The 25,301-nt window shown below is 57.8% G+C and carries 21 protein-coding genes; 7 read left to right on the top strand and 14 right to left on the bottom strand.

The window, feature by feature from the left end:
* Together secD and yajC are read right to left on the bottom strand one after the other, a co-directional pair.
* A complete protein-coding gene (gene secD, locus ACR0CA_RS00410; RefSeq protein ID WP_480897144.1) occupies nucleotides 1-1,662 on the bottom strand; it encodes a protein translocase subunit SecD in 1,662 nt (553 codons plus the stop codon).
* A gap of 33 nt (nucleotides 1,663-1,695) precedes the next feature.
* Nucleotides 1,696-1,983 carry a preprotein translocase subunit YajC gene (gene yajC, locus ACR0CA_RS00405; RefSeq protein WP_170770420.1) on the bottom strand — a complete coding sequence of 96 codons (288 nt, stop codon included), beginning with the start codon at nucleotides 1,981-1,983 and terminating at the stop codon, nucleotides 1,696-1,698.
* A gap of 201 nt (nucleotides 1,984-2,184) precedes the next feature.
* Here yajC and ACR0CA_RS00400 point away from each other — a divergent pair, with 201 nt between their 5' ends.
* On the top strand, nucleotides 2,185-3,846 hold the full coding sequence (locus tag ACR0CA_RS00400) for a mechanosensitive ion channel family protein (protein ID WP_170770419.1): 1,662 nt from the start codon (nucleotides 2,185-2,187) through the stop codon (nucleotides 3,844-3,846).
* Nucleotides 3,847-3,918: 72 nt separating this feature from the next.
* Nucleotides 3,919-5,211, top strand: coding sequence for a serine--tRNA ligase (serS, locus tag ACR0CA_RS00395; protein ID WP_480857487.1), 1,293 nt, complete (start codon nucleotides 3,919-3,921; stop codon nucleotides 5,209-5,211).
* Nucleotides 5,212-5,264: 53 nt separating this feature from the next.
* Here serS and ACR0CA_RS00390 read toward each other — a convergent pair whose 3' ends face one another.
* The 5 genes from ACR0CA_RS00390 to ACR0CA_RS00370 form a co-directional block, all read right to left on the bottom strand.
* On the bottom strand, nucleotides 5,265-5,837 hold the full coding sequence (locus ACR0CA_RS00390) for a helix-hairpin-helix domain-containing protein (protein ID WP_170770415.1): 573 nt from the start codon (nucleotides 5,835-5,837) through the stop codon (nucleotides 5,265-5,267).
* A 76-nt stretch (nucleotides 5,838-5,913) separates the two neighbouring features.
* Nucleotides 5,914-6,900 (bottom strand): fatty acid desaturase, encoded by a 987-nt coding sequence (locus ACR0CA_RS00385; protein WP_480897143.1) that lies wholly within the window; start codon nucleotides 6,898-6,900, stop codon nucleotides 5,914-5,916.
* A 165-nt stretch (nucleotides 6,901-7,065) separates the two neighbouring features.
* A complete protein-coding gene (gene der, locus ACR0CA_RS00380) occupies nucleotides 7,066-8,529 on the bottom strand; it encodes a ribosome biogenesis GTPase Der (protein ID WP_480502593.1) in 1,464 nt (487 codons plus the stop codon).
* A 48-nt stretch (nucleotides 8,530-8,577) separates the two neighbouring features.
* Nucleotides 8,578-9,900: a PQQ-like beta-propeller repeat protein gene (locus ACR0CA_RS00375; protein WP_480897142.1), complete on the bottom strand. Its 1,323-nt coding sequence runs from the start codon at nucleotides 9,898-9,900 to the stop codon at nucleotides 8,578-8,580.
* 42 nt (nucleotides 9,901-9,942) lie between these two features.
* A complete protein-coding gene (locus ACR0CA_RS00370; RefSeq protein WP_170770408.1) occupies nucleotides 9,943-10,614 on the bottom strand; it encodes a hypothetical protein in 672 nt (223 codons plus the stop codon).
* Nucleotides 10,615-10,841: 227 nt separating this feature from the next.
* Here ACR0CA_RS00370 and ACR0CA_RS00365 point away from each other — a divergent pair, with 227 nt between their 5' ends.
* Together ACR0CA_RS00365 and ACR0CA_RS00360 are read left to right on the top strand one after the other, a co-directional pair.
* Complete coding sequence (locus ACR0CA_RS00365) at nucleotides 10,842-12,074, top strand: efflux RND transporter periplasmic adaptor subunit (protein ID WP_480897141.1); 1,233 nt, start codon at nucleotides 10,842-10,844, stop codon at nucleotides 12,072-12,074.
* Complete coding sequence (locus tag ACR0CA_RS00360; RefSeq protein WP_480897139.1) at nucleotides 12,071-15,859, top strand: efflux RND transporter permease subunit; 3,789 nt, start codon at nucleotides 12,071-12,073, stop codon at nucleotides 15,857-15,859. Before ACR0CA_RS00365 ends, ACR0CA_RS00360 begins: the two co-directional genes overlap by 4 nt.
* A 25-nt stretch (nucleotides 15,860-15,884) precedes the next feature.
* Here ACR0CA_RS00360 and ACR0CA_RS00355 read toward each other — a convergent pair whose 3' ends face one another.
* From ACR0CA_RS00355 to ACR0CA_RS00345, 3 genes are all read right to left on the bottom strand, one after another.
* Complete coding sequence (locus tag ACR0CA_RS00355) at nucleotides 15,885-16,232, bottom strand: DUF2147 domain-containing protein (protein WP_480897136.1); 348 nt, start codon at nucleotides 16,230-16,232, stop codon at nucleotides 15,885-15,887.
* 84 nt (nucleotides 16,233-16,316) lie between these two features.
* Nucleotides 16,317-18,107, bottom strand: coding sequence for an ABCB family ABC transporter ATP-binding protein/permease (locus ACR0CA_RS00350; protein ID WP_480897135.1), 1,791 nt, complete (start codon nucleotides 18,105-18,107; stop codon nucleotides 16,317-16,319).
* 93 nt (nucleotides 18,108-18,200) lie between these two features.
* Nucleotides 18,201-19,556 carry a LysM peptidoglycan-binding domain-containing protein gene (locus ACR0CA_RS00345; protein WP_480897134.1) on the bottom strand — a complete coding sequence of 452 codons (1,356 nt, stop codon included), beginning with the start codon at nucleotides 19,554-19,556 and terminating at the stop codon, nucleotides 18,201-18,203.
* A 126-nt stretch (nucleotides 19,557-19,682) separates the two neighbouring features.
* Between ACR0CA_RS00345 and ACR0CA_RS00340 the strand changes: the two genes are divergently transcribed.
* Nucleotides 19,683-20,246 carry an LOG family protein gene (locus ACR0CA_RS00340; RefSeq protein ID WP_480502600.1) on the top strand — a complete coding sequence of 188 codons (564 nt, stop codon included), beginning with the start codon at nucleotides 19,683-19,685 and terminating at the stop codon, nucleotides 20,244-20,246.
* A gap of 35 nt (nucleotides 20,247-20,281) precedes the next feature.
* On the opposite strand, the gene ACR0CA_RS00335 is transcribed toward ACR0CA_RS00340, so the two are convergent.
* On the bottom strand, nucleotides 20,282-20,734 hold the full coding sequence (locus ACR0CA_RS00335) for a host attachment family protein (RefSeq protein WP_170788863.1): 453 nt from the start codon (nucleotides 20,732-20,734) through the stop codon (nucleotides 20,282-20,284).
* Nucleotides 20,735-21,243: 509 nt separating this feature from the next.
* Between ACR0CA_RS00335 and ACR0CA_RS00330 the strand changes: the two genes are divergently transcribed.
* The gene (locus ACR0CA_RS00330; protein WP_480874414.1) at nucleotides 21,244-21,990 is read left to right on the top strand and encodes a calcium-binding protein; all 747 of its coding nucleotides are present in this window, start codon (nucleotides 21,244-21,246) and stop codon (nucleotides 21,988-21,990) included.
* A gap of 192 nt (nucleotides 21,991-22,182) precedes the next feature.
* On the opposite strand, the gene ACR0CA_RS00325 is transcribed toward ACR0CA_RS00330, so the two are convergent.
* On the bottom strand, nucleotides 22,183-22,782 hold the full coding sequence (locus tag ACR0CA_RS00325; RefSeq protein WP_480502602.1) for a superoxide dismutase: 600 nt from the start codon (nucleotides 22,780-22,782) through the stop codon (nucleotides 22,183-22,185).
* A gap of 121 nt (nucleotides 22,783-22,903) precedes the next feature.
* Between ACR0CA_RS00325 and ACR0CA_RS00320 the strand changes: the two genes are divergently transcribed.
* Entirely contained in the window at nucleotides 22,904-23,644 is a 741-nt protein-coding gene (locus tag ACR0CA_RS00320; protein ID WP_480897133.1) for an FkbM family methyltransferase, read from the top strand.
* 23 nt (nucleotides 23,645-23,667) lie between these two features.
* Here the strand turns inward: ACR0CA_RS00320 and ACR0CA_RS00315 are convergent, their stop codons facing one another.
* The gene (locus ACR0CA_RS00315) at nucleotides 23,668-24,111 is read right to left on the bottom strand and encodes a hypothetical protein (RefSeq protein WP_480897132.1); all 444 of its coding nucleotides are present in this window, start codon (nucleotides 24,109-24,111) and stop codon (nucleotides 23,668-23,670) included.
* A gap of 520 nt (nucleotides 24,112-24,631) precedes the next feature.
* Nucleotides 24,632-25,243, bottom strand: coding sequence for a hypothetical protein (locus ACR0CA_RS00310; RefSeq protein WP_480897131.1), 612 nt, complete (start codon nucleotides 25,241-25,243; stop codon nucleotides 24,632-24,634).
* Between the last annotated feature and the right edge of the window lie 58 nt (nucleotides 25,244-25,301).

The following is a 25,301-nucleotide window of genomic DNA, read 5'->3' as shown; positions in this document are numbered from 1 at the left end:
TCAAACCTCGATCGTTTTCGGGCGGCGGCGTTCGAACCAAATCACGATCATCAGGCGCGTCACGAAGATCGCGGTGAAGACCGAGGTGAGGATGCCCAGACCCAGAGTGATGGCAAAGCCCCGCACCGGTCCGCTGCCCATGGCAAACAGGATTGTCGCCGTGATGAATGTGGTGACGTTTGCGTCCAGAATTGCCGACAGTGCCTTTTCATAACCCAGCTCAATTGCACGGGCCGGACCTCGGGCGGATTTCAGTTCCTCGCGGATACGTTCAAAGATCAGCACGTTGGCATCCACCGCCATACCGACTGTCAGTACGATCCCCGCGATCCCCGGCAAGGTCAACGTCGCCCCGATCAGTGATAACAGACCGAACAGCAGCCCGACGTTCAGGATCAGCGCGATATTGGCGAAGATACCGAACAAACCATAGCTGAGCGCCATGAAGACCAGGACGGCAACAAAGGCCACGATGGTGGCCACCTTGCCTGCGTCGATACTGTCTTGTCCCAGCTCGGGGCCGATCGTGCGTTCTTCAAGGAACTCCAGCCCCGCCGGCAGCGCACCTGCGCGCAGCAGGACGGCCAGATTGGTGCTTTCCTCAACCGTGAAATTGCCGGTGATGATGCCCGAACCACCCGGAATACGGCTTTGGATCACTGGGGCCGAGATCACTTCGTCATCCAGCACAATAGCAAAAGGCGCGCCGATGTTCTCCAGCGTGTAGTCGCCGAATTTGCGGGCACCGGACGTGTTAAAGCGGAAATTGACCGCAGGACGGCCGTTCTGGTCGAACGCGGGTTGAGCGTCGACCAGTTCCTCACCCGTCACAACGGGGGCGGATTCCAGAATGTAGTACACACCGTCTTCATCAAGCGAAGGGACGACCTCTTGCCCGATGCCCGGCGCGGTATCCGCATCGGTCGTGCGGCCAGCAACCGGATTGAAGGTCAGTTGCGCAGTGGTTCCGATGATCTCTTTCAGCTCACCCGCGCTGCCGATGCCCGGCACCTGGATCAGAATACGATCCGCGCCCTGGCGTTGAATAGTGGGTTCACGCGTGCCGACCTCGTCGATACGACGGCGGATGATCTCAAGCGACTGTCGAACGGTGCGATCGTCCGAGGCCAGCTTCTCGGCATCCGACAGTTGCACGACGATGGTGTCGCCTTCGGCGCGGGCTTCGATATCAGTGGCCCCTACCCCGGACAGCGTCTGCACCTGCCGGGCAAGACCACGCACGACTTCCAGTGCGCGCGCCATGCCTTCGGGCTGACTGATACGCACCCGAATCTCATCGGGGGCCGAGTTCTGACGGCGGATGGTGCCTACGGTCGCCCGCTCATCCCGCAGCGCATCGCGGATTTCAGGCCACATTGCATCCATACGGGATTCGTAGACATCGCCGACCTTAACCTCGGCCAGCAAGTGCGCACCGCCCCGCAAGTCAAGACCCAGATTGACCAAGGACGACGGCAGCCAGTTTGGCCACTGCGCCGCTTCGGCCTGCATCTCGGGCGTGTCGATGCCAAGCTCGATCGCGGCCTTGGCATCGTTGGATTGTTCAACGCGCGTGTAAAACGCATTCGGCAGGGCCATCAGCAGGCCGGTCACGCAGACCAGCCAGATCAGAACCCGCTTCCAGGTATCAATGTGCAGCATTACCCTGCCTTTTCAAGGATTTGACGCGCGACGTTACTTCGCCGGTTCAGTCTTGTTCAGAACCTGCGCGATGGTCGATTTGACGACGCGAACCTTGACACCCTCGGCCAGTTCAACCTCGATCTCGTTCTCGCCTTCCTTGACCTTCGACACTTTGCCGATCAGGCCACCCTGCGTGACCACCTGATCACCCCGGCGCACAGCTTCGACCATGGCCTGATGTTCCTTCATCTTTTTCTGCTGAGGACGGATCAGCAGGAAATACATGATCGCAAAGATCAGGATCAGCGGGAGAAACTGGGCGATTGCGCCACCTTCCATGGGATATTCCTTTTGGTTTGGTGCTTGCGGAGGGCCCGCAAATTTTGCGAGAACCTATTCTTTGAACTGACTGTTTGCAAGGAATGGCGGTACAGGTTTTTGCACCGAAACTCAGATAATGCGCAAAGATTTGGCCAAGCGTTGCAGTTAAGTCCTAGAAACAAGCGCTTGCGTCGATATAGTTGAACCGCGGGAGGTCCAATGGCGCAGATTCATCTGAAACTGGGATTGCTACTTCAGATACTGGTCACGACCCTATGGGTTGGCCTTTGTGCAGCGCCTGCTTCTGGTCAGGAAACGGTCGAAGCACCTGTCGAAAACGAAGAACAATCCGAGACCTTCAAAGCACCCGTTATCGTGGACGGCGATACTCTGTTTTTCTTACGTGGTTCCAGCGCACTACCAGCATCGGAACGCGCCGAAGCAGTACAGGAAAAAATAATAGAGGCGGCCGAAGCTTCGGATAGCCTTGAAGTCACAATCACTTATGAGGATACTGAACTCGGTACACGCATACTGGTCGACGGACTTTCGGTATCGGTTGTGACAGTCGCCGACGCGGAATTGGAGCAGATTGAACTGGAAGTTCTCGGTTTTCTCCATGGCGAGGCCATTGAGCAAGCGATCCTAGCCTACAGGTCCAATCGAACTGATCAAGCGCGAGTTTCCGGAGCGATCGAAGCCACCGCATGGACAATAGGCTTTGGTGTCTTTGTAGCCATCATCCTTTGGCTGCATCGCAGGATCAGACGCAAAACGCTGAAATTCGTACAACGGCATCTGAAGGACGTGGAAAACGCCACCGCAAAAAGCGTTCAGGCTGAAGCGATTGCCGCACTGGTTCGATATACCCTGAATTTCGTCCTGCTGGTGATCTTCTTTCTGGGTTTCTACTATTACCTGTCCTTCGTCCTACTCGCCTTTGCCGAAACACGGTACTTCGCGCAGCTTCTGCTGACTTACCTGACTGAGCCTGTTCTACTGATCTTCAAGGGCATCCTTAGTTACATCCCCAACTTGATCATGCTGGGTCTAATCAGCTGGGTCACGCTTTATATCATTCGGGGCATGCGGGTGTTCTTTGACGCCGTCGAGGCCGGGTCATTCGATCTGGGGGATTTTGAGAAACATTGGGTGAGCCCAACCTTCAACATCGCGCGCGTCGTCGTCATACTAATCGCGCTGGTCTTTGCCGTTCCTTATATTCCGGGATCAGATTCGGCTGCCTTTCAAGGCCTGACCATTCTGGTGGGCGCAATGCTGTCGCTGGGCGCGAACTCGGTCGTTTCAAACATGCTGGCGGGACTGTTTGTGATCTATCGCCGCTCGACCTCGATTGGGGACCGCATCCAGATTGGCGATCACATCGGTGACGTGGTGCAGATCAAGCTGATGGAGACGCATCTGAAATCCATCAAGAACGAACTGATCTCGATCCCCAACGCGCAGTTGATGAACTCGGACGTGGTGAATTTTTCCAAGAAAACCGATGGCAGCGGGCTGTTACTGCACACCACTGTCGGCATCGGCTATGAGGAACCGCCCGAGAAGGTCGAGGCCATGCTAATAGAGGCTGCCCACCGCACTAAGGGGATCAAGGCCAAGCCGGAACCCTTTGTTTTGTGGACTGCTTTAGCCGATTACGCGATTAATTACCAGATCAACGGCTATACCACGCGGGGCAGCATCATTCCCAAAATCCGCTCGGACCTGCACCGCAATATCGTGGCCGTGTTCAACGAAAACGGCGTGCAGATCATGACGCCGTCTTATATGGCAGATCCGCCCGATCCGAAAATCCCCAGCGAAGACTGGGATGGCCATCTGGCGCATGAATCCCACGAGGGCGCGGATAAGTCGTAACCGGTGCTACACCCTGCGGTTCAGATGGTGCATAAGCGGTCTCAGTGATTCACGCATTCAAGGATCTGAGACATGCACGACATCCGCGCCATTCGCGAAAACCCCGCCGCCTTCGACGCCGCCCTTGCGCGCCGTGGGGACGCGCCGGTGTCGTCGGACCTGCTTCGGCTGGACGAAAGCCGCCGTGCGAAAATTCTGGCAGCTGAGACCGCTCAGGCCGAACAGAACAAGGCCAGCAAAGAGGTCGGCGCCGCCAAAGCGCGCGGCGATGAGGCCGAGTTCGAACGTCTGCGCGGGCTAGTCGCCGAGAAAAAGGCCGAGATCGCCCAAATGCAGACCGAAGCCAAGGATCTGGACGCTCTGCTGACAGACCAGCTGATCCGCATCGCCAACCTGCCTGCCGAGGACGTGCCCGAAGGCGCGGATGAAAATGACAATGTCGAGGTCAATCGCTGGGGCACCCCACGCGAACTGGACTTTGCCCCGAAAGAGCATTTTGAGATCGACGCCGTGCAAAACGGCATGGACTTCGAGACCGCCGCGAAATTGTCAGGCTCGCGTTTTGTGCTGCTGTCCGGCGGCGTCGCACGCATCCACCGCGCGCTGGCGCAGTTCATGCTGGACACGCATATCAACGAGAACGACCTGACCGAGGTCAACGGCCCCGTTCTGGTTCTGTCGGAAATGATGCAGGGCACTGGTCAGCTGCCGAAATTCGGCGAAGACAGCTATCAGACGCGCGAAGGCTGGTGGCTGATCCCGACGTCCGAAGTCTCGCTAACCAATATCGTCAACGACACGCTGATCGAGGAAAACTACCTGCCCCGCCGCTATACCGCGCATTCGTTGTGCTTCCGGTCCGAGGCCGGTTCTGCCGGCAAAGATACGCGCGGGATGCTGCGTCAGCACCAGTTCGAGAAGGTCGAGATGGTCTCCGTCACACATCCGGACAATTCCGACGACGAGCAGAAGCGCATGTTGCGCTGCGCCGAAGGGATTCTGGAAAAGCTGGGCGTGCCCTATCGCACCGTGATCCTGTGTACCGGCGATATGGGCTTTGGCGCGCGCCGCACCTATGACATCGAAGCCTGGCTGCCCGGTCAGGATACGTACCGCGAGATCAGCTCGGTCTCGACCTGTGGAGACTTTCAGGCTCGTCGCATGAACGCACGCTTTCGTCCCGAAGGCGGGGGTAAGCCGGAATATGTCCACACGCTGAACGGCTCGGGTCTGGCGGTGGGGCGTTGCCTGATTGCAGTGCTGGAAAACGGCCAGAACGCCGACGGCACCGTCACCCTGCCCAAGGTGCTGGCTCCCTATCTTGGTGGCAAGCTGACACTGCAACTGGACGGCAGCTTGGCATAACAAAACCGGCGCGCCACAGCCGCCGGTTCGCAAATCTCAAAGGCGAGGAAGGGTTACTTCTTCGCCTTTTTCTTTTCTTTCTTCTTGTCTTTGTTCTTGTCGTCTTTTTTCTTCTTGTCCTTGGACTTGTCGTCCTTTTTGGACTTTTTGTCCTTCTTCGCCTTTGCCTTCACCTTGTCCTTGGCTTTCGAGAACACGGCCTCCATCTCGGCGCGTTTTTTGGCGGCCTTTTCCGCTTTGGCTTTGGCCTTGGCTTTTTTCCGTGCTTTGGCTGCGGCGGCATCTGCGGCTGCTTTTTCCTCGGCCGCTTTGCGGGCCGCCGCCTCAGCCGTTTTTTCGGCAGCGGCCACCGTCTTGCGCGCGACCGGTTTACGCGCCGCCGGTTTGCGCGTCGATGTTCGGCGTGCGGCTGGCTTGGTGGCAGCCGGCTTGACGGCTGGTTTGGTCGAAATCGCCTCTTTCGCTGCAGCGATCAGCAGCGGCGCACGCGCGACACCAATTCGGGGGACCTTGACCAGATCGGCAGGGCTTGCCTTGGCGATGGCTTCTGCGGTTCTAAAACCGTTTGCCGTAAGCGCTTGTCCTAACGCTTCGCCCACACCTTTAACGTCGGTCACTGAGGTCATTCCTTGTCCTTTCTGTATCTCCAAGCAGATGTATATACACTGAATATACAGATCCGCAAGCCGTATGATCCCAGACCTAACTGCTATGGGCCAAGTTGGCTGTTTGTCGTTTCTTTGGGAACGGCACCAGGCGTTTGGCGTCTTCGTCCCACAGTTTGAGGTTCAATGCCGCCACCGCTTCGGGGAACTTGATCCGGCGCGGCGTGTATTCGGGCGGTAGGTTGTAGTGACATTCCCGCAGTCGGTAAGACGGGATACGCGCGTTGAAATGGTGGATGTCATGCAACGTAATGCAGGCCACCGCGTTGTCGAACCACCAACCGAAATCCAATGCGGACGACCCCTGCAAAGCCGCCAGTTTAGGGTCCAGGTCAGGACGCCGATCCCAATAGGTATCCTCAAAATTATGCTGGAGATATACAAGGAATACGCCCAGCATCCCACCCAACAAAGAGAAGACAAGCCACACCAGAATGCCGGTACTGCCCGCCATCAGGTACAGCAGCCCCAGAAACACGATGATAGACAGGTTGTGCAGAACGACACCGGTCACACCGAACCGCATCGTGTTCTTGGGCCAGCGATAACGGATGAAATAGGTGAACAATGCGCCCACTGGGACAAGGATGAACGGATTGCGGTAAAGGCGATAGAACAAACGGGTTTTCCAGTCCGCCTTAGTCCACTCGCGCACTGTCATCGTGTGAATTTCACCGGTTTCGCGATGTTCCAGGTTTCCGATTCCGGAATGGTGCAGATTGTGGTTCTGCTTCATCACTTCGAACGGGGCAAAGGTGAAAGGTGACAGCCCATGCCCGGCCCATTCATTTTGTAGACGTGTTTCGAAAAGGGAATGGTGGCCGCAATCGTGCTGCAAGACATACAGGCGCACGGCGGCAAATGCGAAAACAATCCCGGCGGGGACCATAATATACCAGCGATCCACATAAGCGATGGCCAGCGCAAGCGATGCAAAATACACCGCGAAAGTCCCAAAATAACTGAGAGCCGCCAGCCGGTTGTCCTGCACCGCATATTGTCGCGTGTATTCTCTTAGATCCATCCAGCCCGCCCCTCACGATGGCCCGGTTTAATATCAATTTGAAATTAAGCGTGGAATTCTCACATGCAACCCGCACGCGCGAAAACAAATGCACGCCAGTGAATGCTAGCGTGCAGTTTGGGGCCTGTCACGCCCCTCAGCCGAAAATGCTGCGATTTGGCGCGGTTACGCGCGCCCTTTGAGATGTTTGGCCAAAGCACCGGCGTTTTTCTTACGCCGTCCTTTGTAGGGGTTCTTGTCGCCCTGGCCGCGCAATGTCAGGCGGATGGGCGTACCGGGCATGTCAAAATCCTCGCGCAAGCCATTGATCAGATAGCGGTTATAGCTTTCGGGCATCTTGTCGGGATGCGAGCACATCACCACAAACCCCGGCGGACGGGTTTTGGCTTGCGTCATATAGCGCAGCTTGATCCGGCGGCCCTGCGGTGCGGGCGGTGGGTGCTGTTCCAGCATCGCAGTCAGCCAGCGGTTCAGCGCAGCCGTGGGCACACGGCGATTCCACACATTATGCGCACGCAGGATGGCCGCACGCAGACGTTCCAGACCCCGGCCCGTCTTGGCGGACACCGTGATCAGAGGCGCGCCGCGCAGTTGCGGCAGCAGCCGTTCAAACGACTCCTTGAGGTCGCGCAGTTTCTCCTGCTTGTCCTCTTCAATATCCCATTTGTTCACTGCGATGACGACCGCGCGACCTTCGCGCTCGGCCAGATCGGCAATACGCAGGTCTTGCTGCTCAAATGGAATTGCTGCGTCCAGCAGAACCACCACGACTTCGGCGAACTTCACCGCGCGCAACCCGTCGGAAACCGAGAGCTTTTCAAGCTTTTCCTGCACCTTGGCCTTTTTACGCATGCCTGCCGTGTCGAAAATCCGCATCGGCGTGCTGTCGCCATCCGGGTCGGCCCAGTCTACCCGAAGGCTGATCGCGTCGCGGGTGATCCCGGCCTCGGGGCCGGTTAGCAGACGATCTTCGCCCATGATCTTATTGATCAACGTAGATTTTCCCGCATTCGGGCGACCTACAACAGCCACCTGCAACGGCTTAGCTGCGGTGATCAGAGGGGTTTCGCCCTCACCATCCTCATCCAGTTCGATATCGGTCTGGGGGGCGTCATCGACGGCCTGCTCCTCGGCTGCATCAGCCAGAGGCATCAATTGGGTATACAGGTCCGTCATCCCCTCGCCATGCTCGCCCGACAGTCGGACGGGTTCGCCAAGGCCAAGGTTATACGCCTCAAGCACACCGGCATCCGCGGCTGACCCTTCAGCCTTGTTCGCCGCAAGGATCACATGTTTCGAGCGTTTGCGCAGGATATCCGCAAAAAGCTCATCGGTCGGCGTCACGCCCACGCGTGCGTCGATCATGAACAGGCAGACATCGGCCATGTCCACTGCACGTTCGGTCAGTCGACGCATCCGACCCTGAAGGCTGTCATCGGTGGCGTCCTCAAGCCCGGCGGTATCAATCACGGTAAAGCGCAGATCGGCCAGACGCCCTTCGCCCTCGCGCAGGTCACGCGTCACGCCGGGCTGATCGTCGACCAAGGCCAGACGTTTGCCCACAAGGCGGTTGAAAAGGGTGGATTTGCCCACATTCGGGCGCCCCACGATGGCGAGGGTCAGTGACATGACATTCAACTTTCAAGACTCAGACGCGCCCTTTAGCGCATCTTTTCGTCAACGGAAAGCGTGTAGATCACCTTTGGTCGATACAACATACAAGGTCTGCCCCGCCACGACAGGCGCAGTGGTGGCACCGCCGGGGACCTCGACCCGGTTGACCAGCGCGCCATCGACGGGATTAAAGAAGCGCAGGTAGCCATCATTCGAGGCGATTACGATGCGCCCTCCGGCCAGAATCGGGCCGTAGTGAGCCACTATGGGACCACGACGGTTGGGTTTGTCCTTTACGAAGCCTGGCAAGTCCTGCGCCCAGACTACCTGACCAGTCGCTGCGTCCAGACGGATCAGCTGGCTGCGGTCGCTGACCTGAAAAATGCTGTTGCCCGCAGGCCAAACCGTATCAATTGCGCCTTCATCGGCGGTCCACTTTCGCTCACCGGAATCCGCGTCAAAGGCCACGGTGCGGCCCGAGTGGTTCCCAATATAAATCGTGTCACCCACCACCATCGGGCCACCGGTGACATCAACGATCTGCGCCGCCGCGCGTCCACGGCGCCCACCGGCCACCGAGGCGTTCCAGCGGCGGATGCCGCCACGACGGAACGTGGCCGACACATCGCCAGAGCCAAAGGCGAACACGGCAAATTCCTGCGCGATTACCGGAGCGGGCGCACCCAGGACGTTTCCGACGCTCGGCGTGGCTTGAATCTGCCAAGCGATCCGCCCGTCTTTGACATCCACGGCCCAGCCGGTCTCATCCCCGGCGACCAGATACAGCAAGCCGCCATTCACCAAAGGCGCGCCGCTGCCGGTGGCGTTCAACCGTTTCTGCCAGCGGGTTACGCCGGTTCTGGCATCCAGCGCGGTAAGGCGACCAAACCCAGATGACACATACAAAACACCATCAGCATAGGCCAAGCCACCGCCTGTGGCGTCCGCGTCGCCATCCTGTGCAGGGATCAGATTAACGCTCCAGACAGTTGCGCCTTGTGCGGATGTCGCGGTGACGTTGGCGCCAGAGTCCAGAGTGTAGATCAAACCGCCTGCTACGACAGGCTCGGCTGTGATGCGCTGTTTGCGCGAATCCCCCTTACCGATGGAATTCGACCATACCCGTTGCGGAGTCGCGCGCAATTGCGCATGCGTGGTGCGGAACGCCGCTGTGCCAGGACTTTGCGGCCAGGTTACATTAGCTTGCTGGGCCGGCAGGCTGATCGGTTTGGCTCCACGTGTCTCAACCGCCTCGGAATCCGCAGCGGGGCGGATATCCTCACGGGGGCCGACCAGGATCACCTCGGCTTCCTGACAGGCAGCCAGTACTGTCAGGGAAAGAACTGCGCCCGACGCTCCGACGCGGGAAAATAGACTTGTTACCATGATGTTGCGCACTCGCCTGTCCAATATGTGTTCCGCCCCGGATTAGCCCTGCCGGGCTATCAGCGGTTCGGGTTCACCCCCAAGGGCTACAATCAGTTGCGCAGCACGCTGTTGCAGGTCAACACCGATCTCGGCATCTTGGCGCAGCGCTTGCAACCGCGCAATCGCCGCGTCGACATTGCCTTCAGACACATCCAGCAGCGCCAACTGCTCCTCGGCAAGCAAGCGCAGCGGCGCACCCGGCGCAGCCAAGGCTTCGAATTGCTGGCGTCTGTCTGCGATGGGCAGGCTATCCGCTTGCAGCAACAAGGCTTTAAAAGCCGCAATCGCCCGGTAGATCTCAGGCAGGTCCCCCTGCACCGCAATGGTGTTCAGACTTGCAACCGCATCCGCCTCGGACCCGGCTTCAACCTGGGACGCCGACAGCAACATATTCAGGACTGCATCTCCACCTGGCGCCGCCGCCTCAACCTCCGACAGGGAAGCAGCACGTTCCGCCGAGTCGTTTAACGCCAGAGCCGCTAGAATCGAGTCGCCCAGATCCTGGGCCTGTCCGGTTGCCCGCGCCTTACGCACCTCGTTGAAGGCCGCGCCGCCGACGATCAGAACCACGGCCAGCACACCGACCCAGCCCCAGCGCCGCAGCAGCAGGTAAAGACGGTCCCGGCGGACCTCTTCGGTCACCTCATCAATGAAACTGTCGGTGTCGCTCATCCCTGCCCTCCGGGGCTGTAATCCGTGGTGTATGGCGCCATGTCATAACCCGCCACATTTGCCAAGCCAAGGGTTCGAATTCGCACATTTCCCACTAGGCGGCACAGGCTTGCGGAAAAAAGTGAACCAAACTATTCAGTTTAGCGTGGAAAAGCTGCATAATCAGCCCCACATTTAAGTACGTGCGCCAACACCATCTTGGCGAAAATTTCTGGGAGAAACCCTTTATGCGCTTGATTTCGCTGGTAAATGCGGTTCTGGTAACAGTCGCACTGTTCCTGCTGGTGTTCGAGCGCGATGCGTTGTTTGCATTCGCAGGGCGGGCCGAAGCCGACGAAACAAGCGCAACCGAATCGCCTGAACCAAAGTCAGATGCTTCGGACAAGTCCGCCGTCAACGTGGTTGCCCTGCGTTCAGTCGCACGCGAGATTGACAGCGCTGTGTCGCTGCGGGGCCAAACAAAAGCCAATCGTCAGGTCGAAGTTCTGGCCGAAACCACCTCGACCGTGATCTCGGAACCCAAGCGCAAGGGCACCTTTGTCGAGGCCGGGGATTTGCTGTGTGAACTGGATCCCGGCACCCGCCCGGCCAGTCTGGCCGAGGCAATGGCCGCCAAGCTTGAGGCCGAAAGCCGCATCCCCGAGGCCGAAGCCCGCTTGGAAGAAGCCCACGCATTGGTGGCCGAGGCCGAGATCAACCTAACCGCCGCGCAAAGACTGTCGGAAACTGGCTTTGGGTCGGAAACGCGGCGGGTTGCCAGTCAGGCCGCCATGCGCACCGCCGAGGCGGGTATCAAAACTGCCGAGGCCGGTCTGGAAGCCACACGCGCCGGTATCGAAGCCGCCATTGCCGAGGTCGAAGCGGCCCGGCGCGAGATCGACCGTCAAACGATCGAGGCCCCGTTCAAAGGCCTACTGGAAAGCGACACTGCCGAACTTGGCAGTCTGATGCTGCCCGGCTCGCTATGCGCCACAGTGATCCAGCTTGACCCGATTAAGCTGGTCGGCTTTGTCCCCGAGACCGAGGTCAACCGCGTGATTGTCGGGTCTGAGGCGACGGCGCAACTGGTTACAGGCCTTCAGGTGGCTGGCCGGGTCAGCTTTCTCAGCCGGTCCGCGGACGAAACCACCCGGACATTCGAGGTGGAAATCACCGTCCCCAACCCTGATCTGACAATCCGCGATGGCCAGACGGCGGATATTCGTATCGCGTCCGAAGGCACCAAGGCGCACCTGCTGCCGCAATCGGCCCTGACCCTCAGCCGTGAGGGGCAAGTCGGTGTGCGCACCATTGCGGCGGGCAACATTGTCGCCTTCCAGCCGATCCAACTGTTGCGCGACACGTCCGAAGGTGTCTGGGTCGATGGCCTGCCTGAAACGGTGGATATCATCGTGATCGGGCAGGAATTTGTGACTGCGGGTGTGGAAGTCGCCCCCACCTACAGGAACCTGACCGAATGACCGGAATCGTCAGCTGGGCCGCTGGCCGGGCCCGGATGGTCCTGGCCTTTATCGCCATCTCGCTGGTGATTGGCGGCTATGCCTATATTGGTCTGCCCAAAGAAGGCGAGCCGGATATCGAGATCCCGGCCCTGTTCGTCTCGGTTCAGTTCCCCGGCATCTCGGCGGAAGATTCTGAGAATCTGTTGGTCAAGCCGATGGAAACCGAGCTGGCCGATCTTGATGGTCTGAAAGAGATGACCTCGACCGCCGCCGAAAGCTATGCCGGGGTCGCGCTGGAATTTGATTTTGGCTGGGACAAGACCGCCATCATGGCGGATGTGCGCGATGCGATGAACAGCGCTCAGGCCGAATTTCCGGAAGGGGCCGAGCAATATTCGCTGACAGAGATCAACTTTTCCGAATTCCCCATCGTCATCGTCAACCTAACCGGCGCGGTACCCGAGCGCACAATGGCGCGCGTCGCCAAGGACTTGCAGGACGATCTGGAAGCGATGGACTCGGTTCTTGAGGCCGGTATCGCGGGCAATCGGGACGAACTGCTGGAGGTCATCATCGACCCCCTTCGTCTTGAGGCCTACAACGTCACCGCAGCAGAACTGATCAACGTCGTTCAGAACAACAACCAACTGATCGCCGCAGGTGAGGTCGAAACCGCACAGGGTACATTCTCGGTCAAGATCCCCTCGTCGTTCAAAACGGCGCAGGATGTCTACGACCTGCCGGTCAAGGTCAATGGCGACCGGGTCGTGACCATGGGCGAGCTAGCGCAGATCAACTACACTTTCGAAGACCGCGAAGGCACCGCAAGGTTTAACAGCGAATCCACGGTCGCCTTGCAAGTGGTCAAGCGCAAGGGCTTCAACCTGATCGACACGGTCGAGGACGTCAAAAAGACCATTGCCACAGCTCAGGCGAAATGGCCCGACCAGATGCGCGCCACGATCGAACTGGGCACCTCGAACGATCAGAGCCGCATCGTTGGCTCGATGGTCAGCCAGCTTGAAGGCTCGGTCCTGACGGCGATTGCGCTGGTGATGATCGTCGTTCTGGCCTCGCTGGGCACGCGGGCGGCGCTGTTGGTGGGGTTTGCGATCCCGACCTCATTCCTGCTGTGTTTTGCCTTCCTTGCCGTTATGGGCGTCAGTATTTCCAACATCGTGATGTTTGGCTTGATCCTTGCGGTGGGGATGCTGGTCGATGGCGCGATCGTTGTGGTGGAATATGCTGACAAGCGCATCAAAGATGGCGTCGGGCCCATGCATGCCTATGTCGAGGCGGCGCAACGCATGTTCTGGCCTATCGTGTCGTCTACTGCGACCACACTCTGTGCCTTCCTGCCCATGCTGTTCTGGCCCGGCGTACCGGGTGAGTTCATGGGCATGCTGCCGGTCACGCTGATCTTTGTTCTGTCTGCCTCACTGATCGTTGCGCTGATCTACCTACCCGTGATGGGCGGCGTATCTGGCCGTCTGAGCCGTGTGTTCGACCATGCCGCAGATTGGCTGCGTGCCCGTTTGTCATGGCGCGCACGTGTCGCGCTGGTACCGCCTGCACTGCTGCTGATCTTTCTGGGGGCCATGCAGGTCCTGAACCCGGCCTATCTGATGCCTGCTGGCAGCTCGGGCGGTTTGGTATTCGGGGCCATCCTGTTCACGCTGGGGGCGTTTGCCGGCTCTGTCACGCTCAGCGCCGCTCGGATTGAACGCGCGCCGGACCCGCATGTGCACACCGCCCGCGAACACACTCGCTTTGGCCATGTGATTAAGTTTCTAGTCGGCAATCCGATCATGCCGGTGGTGTCGATTCTTGTCGTAAGTGCCGCTGTTGTCATGGTCATGATCGCCTATGGCAACAACAATCGCGGGGTCGAGTTCTTTGTCGAAAACGAACCCGAACAAGCCACTGCCTATGTGCGCGCCCGTGGCAACATATCGCTGGCTGAAATGGACCAGATGGTTCTAGATGCCGAACGGATCATCGGATCGCACCCCGCCGTGGTCAATGTGTTCTCTTTCGCTGGAGAAGGTGGCCTGACGCAGAACAATGGCGGCGCGCAGGCCCCCGCTGACACCGTGGGCCGCGTTCAGTTCGAGATCATCCCATGGGAGGATCGCCCAACCATTTCCGAGCCGATCCTGTTTGGTCTGCTGGACCGTCAGACCATCGCGCCAGAGTTTGACGGCGATGTCGTTCTGGACGAGTTGAATGCCGAACTGGCTACCATTCCCGGCATCGTGGTCGAGATTCTGCCGCTGGAACAGGGCCCGGCCTCGGCCAAGCCGGTACACCTGCGCCTGAAGGGCGACAGTTGGCCTGAGCTGACTGCTGCCACGCAAACCGCACGCGGAGTGTTTGACGAAACGCCGGGGCTGATCAAGATCGAAGACACCCTGCCCCTGCCCGGTATCGACTGGCAGATCGACGTGGACGTTGCCAAAGCGGGCCGGTTTGGCGCGGATGTGGCGACCGTCGGTGCCATGGTTCAGCTTGTGACCCGCGGCTTACTGCTGGGTGAAATGCGTCCCGACACGGTCGATGAAGAGATCGAAATACGCGTCCGACTGCCCGAAGATGACCGCGTGCTGTCAACGTTGGATACCTTGAAAGTGCGCACAGCGGACGGTCTGGTGCCCCTGTCTAACTTTGTGACCCGCCAACCTGTCGCCAAACTGGCCGAGATCAATCGCGTCGACCAGCAGCGTTACTATGATGTGAAGGCGGATGTGGAACCGGGTTTGGTCGATATGGTCGCCATGTCGACCGACAGCGAAGGACAGAGCATCGAAGACAAGCGTCTTGCCTTGGTTCGCGAGGTTCTGGACGGTGCGTCCTCGTCGCTCAGTACGTTCGAAGGGGGCAATGGAAAGACCTATGAGGTCGTGCAACTAACCGGCGCTGCGGATATGCAAGAGTTGCTGTCCCAGGCTGAAACCGCGACCTACCGGCCCGTGACACCGAACGAGCGCATCGCGCTGCTGACCGAGTGGCTGGATAGCGATCCGTTTGGTCCCGCGATTGCGTGGGAATGGACCGGAGATCAGGAAGAACAGGCCGAATCCGGAGCCTTTCTGGCGAATGCCTTCCTAGGGGCGCTGGGGTTAATGTTTGTGATCCTGCTGGCGCAGTTCAACTCGCTCTATAACTCGGTGCTGGTGCTGCTGGCGGTGGTCCTGTCGACCACCGGGGTGCTGATCGGCATGATGGTGATGCAGCAGCCCTTCTCGATCATCATGACCGGGACGGGCATCGTGGCTCTGGCCGGGATTGTGGTGAACAACAATATCGTTCTGATCGACACCTATCAGGAATACAGCAGCTATATGCCCCGGATCGAGGCGATCATACGCACCGCCGAATCCCGTATCCGCCCGGTCTTGCTGACCACGCTGACCACCATGGCCGGTCTGACGCCGATGATGTTCGGCCTGTCGCTGGATTTCATCAATGGTGGCTACTCGATCGACAGCCCGACTGCACTGTGGTGGAAACAGTTGGCCACCGCCGTCGTGTTCGGGCTGGGCATTGCAACGGTGCTGACGCTGATCGTAACGCCCTCGATGCTGGCGCTTCGCGTCTGGGTCACGACCTACGCCCTGTGGCTAAGCCGGTTGCTGATGCGCGTCACGGCGGGTGAGAACAGCGCGCTTGCGCAAGAGGTCGCGATCCGGCGTGCTGCCCGTAAGGCGCAAGCGTCCGAAATGGTTTGGGATGATTCAACGGCAGATGACCGCGATCAGAAACCGGGGCATCCGCCTGGTCCACCGCTGAAAGCTGCCGAATAGAACTGGGTCAACCCACGGAAAGCCCTTATAACCGGGTCCAGGACTGGTGCGCGCAGATATGATGCTCGCACCCTTTGACCTTGAGCGTATCGCCCTGCAAGGTCATCTGCGGTACCGCGTCCACATTGATCAACGGCACCCAGAACTCACCGCCGCCATAGCTACCTCCGCCTTGGCTGGACACGTCCCAGAACAGCTTTTTGCCAATATTGGGCGTCTGCACCTCTTTCCCCGAGGAATCATAGGCCGACAGAATCTGACCGCAGAATTTGTCGCCGCACGCAGTGATCTTGATATGCGAGGTTAGGTTCTTGCGGTCCGGTTCAGTCTTCCACACTCCGACAATCGGATCATCTGACGCGAGCGCTGGCATCGCGCTCAAAATAATTGCGGTAACTGCCAGTTTCAAAGAAATACGCATCACCAGACCTCCAACCAATGGGGGCAGTATAACAGGTTATGCAGCTTGGGCATCCGATTGCTGACGGCTCCACAACTGGGCGTAGCGGCCCTGACGTTCCAGCAGCTCGTCATGGGTGCCCTGCTCCAGAATCTCACCTTGTTCCAGCACCACGATCCGGTCCGCTTCGGCGATGGTACTCAGACGGTGGGCGATGGTCAGAACCGTGCGCCCTTCGCCCGCGCGGGCTAGCGCATCTTTGATGTCCTGCTCGGTGTCTGTATCCAGCGCCGAGGTCGCCTCGTCCAGCAACAGGATCGGCGGGTTCTTGAGCAAAGTACGTGCGATCCCGACGCGCTGCTTTTCTCCGCCCGACAGCTTCAGGCCGCGTTCGCCGACCTTCGTGTCATAGCCTTCGGGCAGGGTCACGATGAAGTCGTGAATCTGCGCAGCCCTTGCGGCGGCCTCAACATCCTCTTGCGTGGCGCCATCGCGGCCATAGGCGATGTTGTAGCGGATCGTGTCGTTGAACAGGACGGTGTCCTGCGGCACCACTCCGATCGCTGAATGCAGGCTGGTTTGCGAGACATCCCGCACATCCTGCCCGTCAATCTTCAGCGCCCCACCTGTCACGTCATAGAAGCGGAACAACAGCCGCCCAATGGTGGATTTGCCCGAACCTGTCGCCCCAACGATGGCCACCGTCTGCCCCGCCGGTACGGTCAGCGACACTCCCTTCAGGATTTCCCGGTCCGCGTCATAGCCAAAGCGCACATCCTGCAAGGTCACCTCGCCACCCGTCACCTTTAGCGCGGGCGCATTCGGCTTATCCGTCACCTCGGCGGGTTGTTCCAGCAGGTCGAACATCTGCCCCATATCGACCAGAGCCTGCCGGATCTCACGATAAACCGTGCCCAGAAAGTTCAGCGGCACGGTGATCTGGATCATGTAGGCGTTGACCATGACGAAATCACCCACCGTCAGCGTGCCATTCTGCACCCCGATTGCAGCCAGAACCATGACCCCGATCAACCCGCAGGTGATCAGGAACGACTGTCCGAAATTCAGAAAAGCCAGCGAATATGCCGTCTTGAGCGCTGCCCCGGCATAGGCCTTCATCGAGACATCATAGCGTTCAGCTTCGCGCGTTTCGGCGTTGAAATATTTGACGGTTTCGAAGTTCAGCAGGCTGTCTATGGCACGTTGATTGGCCTCGGTGTCCTGATCGTTCATCTCCCGGCGCAGTTTCACCCGCCATTCGGTCACGGCAAAGGTGAACCAGATGTAAAGCGCGATGGTGACGGCTACGACGACCAGATACCACACGTCGAACAGCCACATCAGAATGATCGCGACCAGCAACAGCTCGAGTATCAACGGCCCGATGGAGAACAGCAGGAACCGCAAAAGAAACTCGACACCCTTCACACCGCGCTCGATGATGCGGCTCAGGCCGCCGGTGCGGCGGGTCACGTGATAGCGCATCGACAGTTGGTGTATGTGCTGGAAGGTCTCAAGCGCCAAGGCGCGCAGGGCGCGTTGACCCACGGGTGCAAAGGCCGCGTCGCGCAGCTGCTGAAAGCCCACATTCATCATGCGCGCGACGCCATAGGCAATGGTCAATCCGACGGCCCCCAACGCCAGCGGCGGCACGCCGTCTCCGGCCAGGCTGTCCACCGCATCGCGATACAGGATGGGTGTGCAGACCGCGATCACCTTGGCCAGCACCAGCATTGCCATGGCGATCACAACACGCCGTTTCACCCAATGCTCATCATCCGGCCAAAGGTAGGGCGCGACCTTGCGGATCGTGCGCCAACCCGACCGTCGCTCGTCGGTTTCAGGCATATCTGCGGATTGCATAGGGGCTGCTCGTCTCATCACGTACCAGAACTGCGGTCAGAGATTGGCCCCTGACCCAAGAGGGCCAGAGGTACAGGATTATTCAGGAATGGTGAAGACCTGCCCCGGATAGATCAGATCGGGGTCGCGGATGGCGCTGCGGTTGGCCTCAAACACGCGCACAAACAGCAGACCGTCGCCATAGCGTTCCCGCGATATCGCCCAGAGCGTATCGCCCTCTTGCACGGTAACGGATCGGATAGCCGGGGCCTCAGCCGCGGCTGCAGCCGCGTTGGACGCCTCGGCCGCGCGCAGAACCTCCAGCGGTTCGCGTTTGAACGGCGTCTCCAGCCGGCTGACAACGGTGCCGTCAGAGCCCACCTCATCCACGCGCAGAGTATAGACGCCGGGATCGACATCCTCCAGCTCACTGCGCCATTTGCCGTCATCGGCAGGCGGCAGGTCATCCACCAACTTATTGTTGAGGTAAAGCCGAACGACCGAGCCATCCGGCACACGCCCGGTCAGCTCCACATCTCCAGTGTCGGAATACCCAATCGTATCCAGTGCCACCTGATCCGCGTCTTCCTGAGGTGTTGCAGGCTGCACCAGCTCGACCCCATCTTGACCTGAACGCAGGATTGCAACCTGCTGTTCCGGTTCCTCTTTTTTGGGCTCTGGTTCCACTGCGGCGGTTTGCTCATCCGCCGCTGGTTCTTCCGGAGCTTCAGCAGCCTGTTCTTCCTCGGACGCAGTGTTCTCGGCAATCTGTGTGCCTTCATCCGCCGGTGGCGCATCGTCTTCCTGCACCGTCGCCGGGGGTTCATCCTGGACCGGTTCAGCCTCCACCACAGGTTTGGGCAAGGCTGCGATCAGGTAGTCATCCGAGCGCACGGGCTGATCCTGCCCATCGGTTTCAAGCGTCAAACCACGCGCCGCACTGGAAAACGGGATCAGGACGAACTCGGCAAACTGTCCGCTGCGATCCACGGTGAAACTGTGCACCGTTTCACCATCCAGCAGCACTCGCACCACCGAGCCCGGCTCGGCATTACCCGACAGCACCGCGTTACCGTCGGGCTCGACAAAGATCTGATCAAGGCTGGGCGGGATTGTCTCAGGCGCGGCCTCGGCCGTGTCTTCCGGTACTGGTTCAGCCTCAGCCAGCGCAGCATCCTCAGCCACCTCCGGCTCCGACGGCGCGGTCGTCTCGGGCTGCGTTGAAGCAACGGGTTCTTCGGACGTGGCCGGTTCCTCCTCCACGACCGGCGCTTGCGCGCTTTCGGTCGGCGCGGGCTGTTCGGGGTTGGCTTCTGCTTGTGGCGCAGGGTCTTCGGCCACAGGATCGAACGCGCCGGACAGATAGGCCCCGCCCGCCCCGATCAAAACCACTATTCCGGCGATCACCCCCCAGGTGAAAGTACCGGAGCTTTCGCGTCCAGACTGATCGTCCATTCTTTTCCTTCCACTCCGCAGCGCAAATGCTTTGACTTCCACGCATTCTGCCTGACGGTTGAGCCAATCTATCAATCTCGCTATCAGGGGTCAAAACCCCAGATACAACCCCGGAGAGCCTATACAATGACCCAGAAATCTGTCTGTGTGTATTGCGGGTCACGCAATGGTGTTAATGCGGCTTATGCGCAGGCTGCACACCGGTTCGGACAGTTGCTGGCACAAGAAGGCTGGCGACTGGTCTATGGCGCCGGAGATGTAGGTCTGATGGGCGAGGTTGCCCGCGCCACGCAGGACGCTGGTGGCGACACGTTCGGCGTCATCCCCGTGCACCTGCTGCAACGCGAGGTTGGCAAGACCGATCTGACCCGCTTTGTCGTGACCGAAACGATGCACGAGCGCAAAAAGGTCATGATCATGAACGCGGATGCGGTCGTTGTGCTGCCTGGCGGCCCTGGCTCGCTTGACGAGCTGTTCGAGGCGCTGACATGGCGGCAGTTGGGTCTGCATGACAAACCCATTCTGGTGATAAATGTGGATGGCTACTGGGACGCGCTGCACGATCTTGTGCAGCAGGTCATAGGTCAGGGCTTTGCTGATGCATCGCTGGGTGATTTCATCACATGGGTCGATGGGCCGGATGCAGCGATGACCAATCTGCGGCATTTATTGGAACCCAGCATAGGGTAAGCAGGCGACCACGTCACCTGCTTTCAAAACTCCGCTTAAGTCGCTGGTTTCAAACGATTGATCAGCACCTGCTCGACCTTGTGGAGCGGATGATTTGTCAACGTCTTGTCGACCTCGGCGACCACTTTGCTCAGCACCTCTCCATGAAGGCGACGGCGCAACAGGCCCAGAACATGCGGACTGGCGACCAAAACAAGGCGTTGATACGCGCCTTTCAGCCCCTTGCGGTTCAACAGATTGGCCACATCCTGCACGAACAGGGATTTCGCATGCGCTTTCCACTTGGGTTCTTCAACGGCAGATTTCTGGTTCGGACCCGAATCCGCCCGCCGTCCCGCCCGGTCCGAGGGCTTGCTGCTGGCCCCATCGGTTTCTTCAACGGAGACAACCACCAGATTGGGGTCTTCGGCATCGGTGATATTCTCCATGAACAAAGCCTTTTCGCCATCTGCGATGACAATCCAAGTTCCCTGTGAAAGTGCAACCATCGTTTTCTCCTGCTATGGTTTTATGTGACCATCCCTTGTTCAACAGACATAGGCATCCCGTTGCGTACCAACGGTTTTTCGGCACGCTGCTTAAGTGTTTTTAGTAGATTGGCGGTTCTCTCCCTCCGCTCTATATAGCTAGGGACTAGAGCGGCCCGTACAATACGCATTCAGATTAATTCGAATTTATCGGCGGGAAATTACCGGTCAGCAAGAGAGCAGACGTCAAGCAAATCCAAATGCTAAAACGTGAGCCGAAAAACAAATTGCGCAGCATGTTGTCTGGAAATCATTGTTCACATTGCGCGCATCTCTGTCAGTCGAGGAAAGCCTTAAGCCCACATTCTCAAATTTCCAAAGACTATTTCTGAACTTTGACAGGTACGTGAAACCCTCAAGCTCCGGTCGTCCGAAATCAATGCCGGTAGACGCAATCACACCGATGCTATACCGTTAGCCGAAGGCAGATCAGGCAGAAGCAATTCCTTTCCATCTTCGAGGGAAATACAATGCCGCGAAAACCACCGAAAAACGATAGCGAAAGCTCTGTAGTTGATTTAGGCGTGCTTGCGTCAAAAAAGAATTTCGATAGCTTTATAGATCACCTTTTCACTGAAGAGGAGAATGTTCCTCACTTCGATTTTTTTTCCGCCAAGGGAAAACAGGCTCCGGTTCATGTTATTGGCAGCGATGTCAGCGAGGATGTTATTCTCACTGACTTGGACGATGTCGCCGAAATGGGTGGCGGGAACGACGTGGTCGTCGGACTGTATGGGAATGACACGATCTCGGGCGGTGATGGTGGCGACTATTTGTTCGGAGATACGGATTGGGCAGTTGGTTCTGGCCAGAGCTCTGACGATATTCTGAACGGTGGAGCAGACGATGACCTGATCGTTGGCGACGCTCCGAACCTATACGGAGACACTGTCGGAGGGAACGATATCATTATCGGAGGGGCTGGAAACGACGACCTCTGGGGAGATGGTTCTCTCTTTGACGAGGCCGTGGGAGGAGCCGATAGTTTCGTCTTTAACCCGAATAGTGGGCTAGATACCGTCCATGACTTTGAAGTGGGTAAAGATAAACTGGACATTTCCGGCTATGGTATTGCCGAGACAGACTTCTTGTCGCTGAATATTCAAGAGATAGACGGTAACACGATCATCGACCTTGATGGCACCGCTTTAGACTTAGACGAAATTACACTGCTGGGAGTAGTCGGAATAAGTGCTGACGATTTCGTATTTGCCTAGTGTGGAAGATCGTTTGAACCACCATTGATGCAGTCATTCGCCGCGCTTGATCCAAACGTCTTCTTTGGGCTCAAACAGTCATCGAAAGAACTGCTGCGGCAACCCCTATCACCTTAAGCACTCGTCACGTAACGAAAAAGGCCTACTCACTTACGCAAGCAGGCCTTTCAAAACGTATAACCGATGAGCCGATTACATCCGCGAGGCGACGTTTTCCCAGTTGACCAGATTGTCCAGGAAGTTGGTCAGGTAGGCCGGACGCTTATTGCGGAAGTCGATGTAGTAGGAGTGCTCCCAAACGTCGCAACCCAGCAGCGCGGTCTGGCCAAAGCACAGCGGGTTCACGCCGTTCTCGGTCTTGGTGACAGCCAGCGAGCCGTCAGCGTTCTTGACCAGCCATGCCCAGCCCGAGCCGAACTGACCGGCACCTGCCGCGCTGAATTGCGATTTGAATTCGTCGACCGAGCCAAAGCTCTCAACCAAAGCCTTCTCCAGCTCGCCGGGCATGGCATTGTCGCCGGGGCCCATCATCTCCCAAAACTGGTTGTGGTTCCACAACTGGCTGATGTTGTTGAAGATACCATTCTGGGCGACAGCATTTGCGTCATAGGTGCCCACGATGATCTCTTCCAGCGACTTGCCGTCCCATTCGGTGCCAGCGATCAGCTTGTTGCCGTTGTCGACATAGGCCTTGTGGTGCAGGTCGTGGTGATATTCCAATGTTTCCGCGGACATGCCCTTGGCTGCCAGTGCGTCATGTGCATAAGGAAGATCAGGAAGTTCAAAAGCCATCTCGGCCCCCTGTTGAAATGATTGTTGCGGTTCCAAAGGTTAAATGCTTTGGCAACGGCCATAGGTCAAGGGCAGAGATCACAAAACCGAAAGGTCCGCGATGCTTACACAGGCGCGCAAGATGTTTTACCGCGCCCGCGGGTACTATGCTGGGTCCCTGAATGGTGAAGCGTTTCACCTGGATCCCTATCACTCGAAATTCTGGCGCAAGGCAACTGCAGGAAAGTGGGAGCCAGAGACATTCGCGGTTCTGGATGAGCACCTTTCACCCGACCGCGACTATCTGGATATCGGTGCGTGGATCGGGCCAACGGTTCTGTATGGCGCACGCCGTGCACGGCAGGTCTGGTGTTTCGAGCCTGATCCCACGGCGTTCCGCTATCTGGCGTGGAACCTGGATCTGAATGACATCCGCAATGTCTCGGCCTTTGGGGTGGCCTTGTCGGATCAGTTCGGCGTCGCCCGTATGGCCTCAGTCCGGGGTGAGCCCGGCGATTCCACCAGCTCGCTGCTGCATGATGGCGCTCATGGTACTGACGCGCTGACCATTGCTTGGGATCAATTCCAGGCGGTGAATGACCTGTCCCAAGTGTCACTGGTCAAGATGGATATTGAGGGCGCCGAATTCACCGTGCTGCCCAGCCTGATATCATTTCTGGAGGAACACCGTCCGGCCCTGTACCTGTCGACCCACGCGCCTTTGTTGCCAGAGGAGCAGCGCGCTGACAGGATGGCAGCATTGGCGCAGCTCTTGTCATTCTATAAGTCCTGCAAGGATGCGACCAGGGCCGAGGTCGGATTGCAGTCCTTTACCTCAGCCCCTGCCCTGACCGGTTTCCAAACATTCCTTCTGAACGGCTAAATGCCGATCTGACGTTCCTTCGTTCAATACAGGTTCGGACTGGGAACCGGCTTGCACCGTCCGACACCACTGGGGCGGTTTACAACGTCCACCATTGGAAACCGGGCTGTCATGTCAAACCTGTTTGTCTTCGGGTCCAGACGCGCCATGTAGGACACCCGAAGCTTTTGGGTCGTGCTGGTCGACAGCGTCACTTTCCATTGCATCTGATACTGGTCTTTTCGGTTGACCTTGAATTTTGTGTCCATCGGTTTTTCATCCGACCAGCCTTTGTATTCGTTGTACGAGGCAATCGCCCCATCGTAGGCGCGCGCGCGCTTGTTGTCGGCATCCACGCTCAGCAATACCCGAGGGGGAATCCAGCCCTGCGCTTCCATGCTATGCAATTCACAGTCATAGTTTACAATTTCCGCCTGAGCCATTGTTCCGGCGATAGAAAATGCCAGCGCGACGAGTGCAACTTTCATCTATATTTTTCCTTCATTTGGTTAATTTGGTGTAGGAACTGCTCTGCAATTCCCCTCTGCGAAACCGGTACGTGAAAATACAGCAAGGTAGGATTCCGACCGGGCTGTCGCTTTCATATTTTTGCGATCCAAGAAAACCGCGAACTCTTGATCCTTCAGATCAACAACGTCCGAGCGTGATGCACTGGAAGAAAGAGTGCGCCCTGTATCAGAATAGACATCGTCTTTTCCGGACCACGCGATTGACAGGTTTCGGACGCCGTCGCGCTTGATGCGGGCGTGCCCAGGCTGTGTATCGACATTTGGCAGCTGCACCTCGTGAAGATAGGCAGATCGGCCATATTCATCGACTGAAAAGACAAGATGCTGAGGCGTAGGGCTGCTAACAATACCCGGACCGAAATCGCACTCGAACGTCTCTTTGAAAGTTTGAGAGAGTGAAGCGACCGGGATGATGGTTAAAGCACAAATGAGAGCAATTGCGCTTGAATTTGGCCTCACTTGCCAACCTTTTCGCTATTCAACTTGAAAACTCAATCTCAACGCAGGTCCCGTTCGCATTGCCATCATGGGACGTCTGCACATTGGATCTTGAACTCGCAATTGCGCGCATAGTCTGGCGATTCAAAAAGATTGAAAATTCTTGACGCCCAATATCCAGAACTTTGGTTCTGGGGTCGCCAACCCTGGTACGACGACCGTTTTCGGAAAACGTATACGGCTCGCCGAACCAACTGAATGAAAGTAGACGATAGCTGGTTCTGTTGATCAAAGCCCAGGTTTTCGGAGTATTGATTCCCTGCATTTCAACTTCGTGAAGCACAATGGAACGTTGACTTTCATCAACTGAAAAAACGACTCGCGTTGGTGTTGGACGGTTTACCAGGCCTTTACCGAAGACACATTCAAACGATTCTGCATATGTCTCGGAAGCGGCAAAGTTTGGCAGGCTCAGACCGGCAATGAAGCCATACACAAGTAATTTTGAAATTCTCATTACCGACGTCACTATTAATATTTCGTCTATTGCTACCGCATAGGTCAGGCACCCGCAATGGGGGAAAAGAACGTAGCACGGCACGACAATAAATTGTGCTGCAAAGTAGGCTTTACCGACTAATTGGGCGCTCAAAAAGAAAGGCCACCAGTACAAGACATGGCGGCCCTACTTCAAAACGATAAAGGTTCAG

The sequence above is a fragment of the Ruegeria sp. F12 genome (assembly GCF_056533885.1).
This window is presented reverse-complemented; position numbering and strand designations above follow the sequence as displayed.